Origin of the sequence: Verminephrobacter aporrectodeae subsp. tuberculatae At4, assembly GCF_000193225.1 — a bacterium.
Classification (GTDB): Bacteria; Pseudomonadota; Gammaproteobacteria; order Burkholderiales; family Burkholderiaceae_C; genus Acidovorax; species Acidovorax aporrectodeae.
In genome coordinates, this window is the sequence record NZ_AFAL01000748.1 from 1 (window position 1) to 5,374 (window position 5,374).

Here is a 5,374-nt window from a genome sequence, read left to right on the forward strand (position 1 = left end):
TCACAGCGACCGACTTCCGTAGAGACTAACGACGACGAGTATCCCAGCGAGGGGCCTCCGTCTCCTGAGCTGATCGTTGACGGCCTGGGACCAAACAATGTAATGACCGGCGCCCCACTGACCTTCAAGGTGCAAGGAGTATCCACGCTGGACCTGAAGGAAAAAAGCACAGGGTGGATTGCTATCGGAGAAGAGGTGACCATTTTGGTCAATCTGGAGAAATTCTGGTCTTTTAATCCGGCAGATTCCAGCTTTTGGATCTCGGGCCCGGCCATGCAACGAATACTTGACGCGCTGCCAAATGGCAGTTTTTGGATGCAGCTGCACTTTTCTTCCAATGACAGCGAGTTTATTGTTAACTATGACATGCAGGTGAGCAAGGCAGAGACAAGACTGTCCGGCAATTTGCTGTCGGAGCGGGGCGATCCGGTCACCTCGCTGGCGGGCCGCAAGGTCTTGCTGAACGGGGTCAATACGCGGACGCGGGCCGTCGCCGTACTGGACGCCAACGGTGCCTTTGTGTTCGAGCACGTATTGCCCGACGTCTATTTTCTGACGTTGAGCGACTTGCATTATCCGAACGTCGTGAGCACCAGTTTTCCGATTTATGAAGGCAGCACGCAAGCCAAGGTCACCATGGTGGTGCCGCCGGGCCTGGGAATCGACACCGGCGCCAAGGCCGCCGCGCAGCGAGTAGCCGCCCCCGGTTCGTCGGCTGTGCGCAGCAGCGTGACGCAAGACGGCAAGGAGCCGCCCCCGCGCGACATCCCCGCTTCCAAGCGCTCGTCCCCTGCCGCGCCTCTCCCCGCAGATGGAGACGATCGCGCGGTCTTTAGCGTCACGGCGGCCGAGCAAGACCGGCCCGTCACCAAGAACATCGACTTCGAGGTGCCGGCCGGCACCGAGAGCGTCAGCGTCAGAATTACCGTGCTTACCGAGGAGTCTCGGGCCTCCGCGAAAAATCGGGGCACGCACACCGATTCTTGGTCGTATTCGGTCGTGGGGCTTCCAGACAGCGGTCTCTCGGCCAGCGGTTTGGTGGACCAAATGTATGGCACAGGCAGAATAGCCGAGCGCGCGTGTGTAAACGTGTCCGAACAGACCAAGAACTCCGCATTGAAAATCAGCGGCAGCGTGAGCGCCACCAATATCGGCGACGGCCTCCTGCCAACTACCACGACGGTGGAACTGACTCTGGAATGCATGAGGTCCAAAAGTTCGTCAACCAATCTCGAAGTCGTTTCGGCCCAATTCTTGTCGCCAAACAAGAATTCGCGGCACGACCCATGAGCCGCCTCCGGCATGCGGCCATGCCGGAGGCACTGCCGCAGGAGCCGTTCGCTGTGCGGCCCTTGGCCCTGCCGATGGAGCCAAACGGATCGGCTGGTACATTAACGTTCTCATCGCCGAACGGCCCGCCTGCCCGCATCGGCGGGGCCCAGACCAACCCGGAGCGACGCCCGGCCCCAAAGCCCCCTTCCGGTCAAGATGCCACGCAGCCCTGGCGAGTGAACGCTTCTAAAATCAAGGGTTTTCATCGCCCGATACCGCCTGAACGCCTGACATGACCCACGTCGTCTCCGAAAACTGCATCAAGTGCAAGTACACCGATTGTGTGGACGTATGCCCCGTGGACTGCTTCCGCGAAGGTCCGAACATGCTTGTCATCGACCCCGACGAGTGCATCGACTGCGCCGTCTGCATCCCCGAATGCCCGGCGAACGCCATCTATGCCGAGGAGGACCTCCCGGCCGATCAGCTCGCCTTCATCAAGCTCAACGCCGATCTGGCCTTTGCCGACGGCTGGAAAAGCATCACCAAGCGCAAGGGCGCGCTGCCCGACGCCGACGAATGGAATGGCAAGCCGGGCAAGATCGACGAGCTGCAGCGCTGAGAGGCCCAGGCCCCAAGGTGACCCAGGCCGTACACGCCGCAGTCGAAACCGATGCCGTGGTCATCGGCGCGGGGCCGGTGGGCCTGTTCCAGGTGTTCCAGCTCGGGCTGCAGGGAATCACCGCGCACCTGATCGACGCCCTGCCGCACGCGGGCGGTCAGTGCGCCGAACTGTATGGCGACAAGCCCATCTACGACATTCCGGGCGTCCCGGTCTGCACCGGGCGCGAACTGGTGGATCTGCTGCTGCGGCAGGTCGCGCCCTTCAAACCGCACTGGCATCTGAACACCCTGGTCTCTGCCCTCGCGCCCCGCTCTGACGGCCGCGTGCTGCTGGAAACCAGCACCGGGGCGCGGCTGCTCGCCCGCTGCGTGTTCCTCGCCGCGGGCGTGGGCGCGTTCGTTCCCCGCACCCTCAAAACCGCGGGAATCGAGCGCTTTACCGGCACCCAGCTCCACTACCAGAGCCTGCCGCCGGACCTGGACTTGGCCGGGCGCCACGTCGTCGTGCACGGCGGCGACGAAGCCGCCGTGGCGCACGCCGTGGAACTGGCCGGGCAGGGCCGGGCGGCGCGCGTCAGCCTGCTGCACCGGCGCGACCTGTTCCAGGCGCCCGACGCATTGCTGCAGCGCCTGCGGCAACTGCGCGAGGCCGGACGCATTGCCGTCGAGGCCGCGCAGATCACCGGCATCATCACCAGCACCGCGGGCAAGCGCCTCACCGCGCTGCAAGTGGTCGGTGCACAGGAGAGCCCCCGGACCCTGCCCGTGGACGTGCTTTTGGCCGTCCTCGGCCTTTCCCCCCGGCTCGGGCCGATTGCCGACTGGGGCCTGGCCATGGAACGCAAGCAGCTCGTGGTCGACACCGGAGCGTTTCGCACCAACGTTGCGGGAATCTACGCCGTGGGCGACGTCAACACCTACCCCGGCAAGCGCAAGCTGATCCTGTGCGGCTTCCACGAGGCCACGCTCGCCGCCTTTGCCGCAGCCGAGGCGCTCAAGGGCGGCAAGGTGGCGCTGCAATACACCACCACCAGCGCACGCCTGCACCAGCTGCTGGGCGTGGCAGCCGCGCCGGCCACCCAGGTTTGACGGCCTGGCAAAGGAGCCGGGCAGCGCGGAGAACCCGGGACCGGTTTCAAAGATTTGGCGCCAGCATGCGCGCCAGCGCGGCCTCGTCCATCCCCCGGCGCCCGGCCATGTCGTGCACTTGGTCGGCGCCGATCTTGCCGACGCTGAAGTACCGGCTCTCGGGGTGGCCCATGTAGAAGCCGCTCACGCTGGCCGCGGGTGTCATGGCCAGGTTCTCGGTCAGGCCCATGCCGATTTCTGCGCAGCGCAGAACCTGGAACAGATCGGTCTTGGCGCTGTGGTCCGGGCAGGCGGGGTAGCCGGGGGCGGGGCGAATTCCGCGGTACTTTTCGGCGATCAGCTCGCAGGCGCTCAGCCGCTCGTCGGGCGCATAGCCCCACAGGTCGGTGCGCACGCGCTGGTGCAGACATTCGGCAAGGGCTTCGGCCAGGCGGTCGGCCAGGCTCTTGAACAGGATCGCGGAATAGTCGTCGAGCGCGTCGGCAAAGTCCTTTTCCTTCTTTTCGACTCCAAGGCCCGCGGTCACGGCAAACAGGCCCGCGTAGTCGGCGATGCCCCTGGGCGCGACGAAGTCGGACAGGCAGCGGCTGGGGCGCAGCACACCGTCGATGGACTGCTTTTGCGTCTGCTGGCGCAGGCCGTACCAGGTCATGGCCACCTGGCTGCGGCTGTCGTCGGTATAGAACACGACGTCGTCGCCCACGCTGTTCGCGGGCAGCAACGCGAGCACGCCGCTGGCCGTGAGCCAGCGGCCGTCGATGATCTTTCTGAGCATGGCCCGGGCGTCGTCATGCACGCGCCTGGCCTGCACGCCCACCACCTCGTCGTCCAGGATCGCCGGGTAGGGACCGGCCAGGTCCCAGGTCTGAAAGAACGGACCCCAGTCGATGTATTTTTCCAGTTCGGCCAGGTCAAAGTTTTTGAACATGCGCCGGCCCGGCGCGCGCGGTACGACGGGCCGGCAGGCGGACCAGTCCATGGGCGTCCGGTTCGCGCGCGCCTGGGCCAGGGGCCATAGCAGCGCCGGCTTTTTCTTGGCGTGCAGGCTGCGCAGCTTGTCGTAGTCGGCGTTGAGCTCTTGCAAGTAGCTGCCCGCCACCTGGCCCAGCAGGCTCTGCGCCACGCCCACGCTGCGCGAGGCGTCGGGAACGTAGACCACGGGGCCTTCGTAGTGCGGGGCGATCTTGACGGCGGTGTGCACGCGGCTGGTGGTCGCGCCGCCTATCAGTAGCGGGATCTTGCGCATGCGGAAATGCGCGTCCTTTTGCATCTCGCCAGCTACATGCTGCATTTCTTCGAGGCTCGGGGTGATCAGGCCCGACAGGCCCACGATGTCCGCCCCTTCGACCTTGGCGCGCGCCAGGATCTCGTGGCAGGGCACCATCACGCCCATGTTCACGACCTCGAAGTTGTTGCACTGAAGGACCACGGTGACGATGTTCTTGCCGATGTCGTGCACGTCGCCCTTGACGGTGGCGATGACGATCTTGCCCTTGCTGCGCACGTCGCGCCCGGCCTGTTCATCACGGCGCTTTTCCTCCTCGATATAGGGGATCAGGTGCGCCACGGCGAGCTTCATCACGCGGGCGCTCTTGACCACCTGCGGCAGGAACATCTTGCCCGCACCGAACAGGTCGCCGACGACGTTCATGCCGTCCATCAGCGGGCCTTCGATCACGTGCAGCGGGCGGCCCCCCTGGGCCAGGATCTGTTGATAGGCTTCTTCGGTGTCCTCGGTGATGAAGTCGGTGATGCCGTGCACCAGCGCATGGCTCAGGCGCTCGCCGACGGTTTTTGGCGCCTCGGGCGTGCCGCGCCATTCGAGCTTGCGGCTTGCGTCGCGGGCGCCGCTCTTGGCGCTTTCGGCGATTTCGACCAGGCGCTCGCCGGCGTCAGGGCGGCGGTTCAGGACCACGTCCTCGACGCGCTCGCGCAGCGTCGGCTCCAGGTCGTCGTATACGCCCACCATGCCTGCGTTGACGATTCCCATGTCCATTCCCGCGGCGATCGCGTGGTACAGGAACACGGTGTGGATGGCCTCGCGCACGGGGTCGTTGCCGCGAAAGCTGAACGACACGTTGGACACGCCGCCCGAGACCTTGGCGCCCGGCAGGTTCTGCTTGATCCAGCGCGTGGCCTCGATGAAATCGACCGCATAGTTGTTGTGCTCTTCAATGCCGGTGGCGACCGCGAAGATGTTCGGGTCGAAGATGATGTCCTCGGGCGGAAAATCGACCTCGTCAACCAGGATGCGGTAGGCGCGCGCGCAGATCCCGATCTTGCGTGCGCAACTGTCGGCCTGGCCCTTTTCGTCAAAGGCCATCACCACGGCCGCGGCGCCGTAGCGGCGCAGCAACCGGGCCTGGTGCTTGAAGGCCTCGACGCCCTC

General features: G+C 65.2%; 4 protein-coding genes. 3 read left to right on the forward strand and 1 reads right to left on the reverse strand.

The window, feature by feature from the left end; genetic code table 11:
* The 3 genes from VTU_RS0121080 to VTU_RS0121090 form a co-directional block, all read left to right on the forward strand.
* Nucleotides 1–1,290 (forward strand): carboxypeptidase-like regulatory domain-containing protein (locus tag VTU_RS0121080; protein WP_236610823.1); only part of this gene is annotated, 1,290 nt, incomplete at its 5' end.
* Between the two features lie 274 nt (nucleotides 1,291–1,564).
* The gene (gene fdxA, locus VTU_RS0121085; protein ID WP_010108385.1) at nucleotides 1,565–1,894 is read left to right on the forward strand and encodes a ferredoxin FdxA; all 330 of its coding nucleotides are present in this window, start codon (nucleotides 1,565–1,567) and stop codon (nucleotides 1,892–1,894) included.
* Nucleotides 1,852–2,985 (forward strand): NAD(P)/FAD-dependent oxidoreductase, encoded by a 1,134-nt coding sequence (locus VTU_RS0121090; protein WP_081479909.1) that lies wholly within the window; start codon nucleotides 1,852–1,854, stop codon nucleotides 2,983–2,985. The genes fdxA and VTU_RS0121090 overlap by 43 nt, the downstream gene beginning before the upstream one ends.
* A 46-nt stretch (nucleotides 2,986–3,031) precedes the next feature.
* Here VTU_RS0121090 and VTU_RS0121095 read toward each other — a convergent pair.
* Nucleotides 3,032–5,374, reverse strand: a 2,343-nt coding sequence (locus VTU_RS0121095; protein ID WP_010108388.1) for a vitamin B12 dependent-methionine synthase activation domain-containing protein, incomplete at its 5' end; no start/stop codon positions are given.

Excerpts from the sequence above, each read along its gene's own strand:
- fdxA (WP_010108385.1), top strand. The coding sequence starts at position 1,565 with ATGACCCACGTCGTCTCCGAAAACTGCATCAAGTGCAAGTACACCGAT.
- VTU_RS0121090 (WP_081479909.1), top strand. The coding sequence starts at position 1,852 with ATGGAATGGCAAGCCGGGCAAGATCGACGAGCTGCAGCGCTGAGAGGC.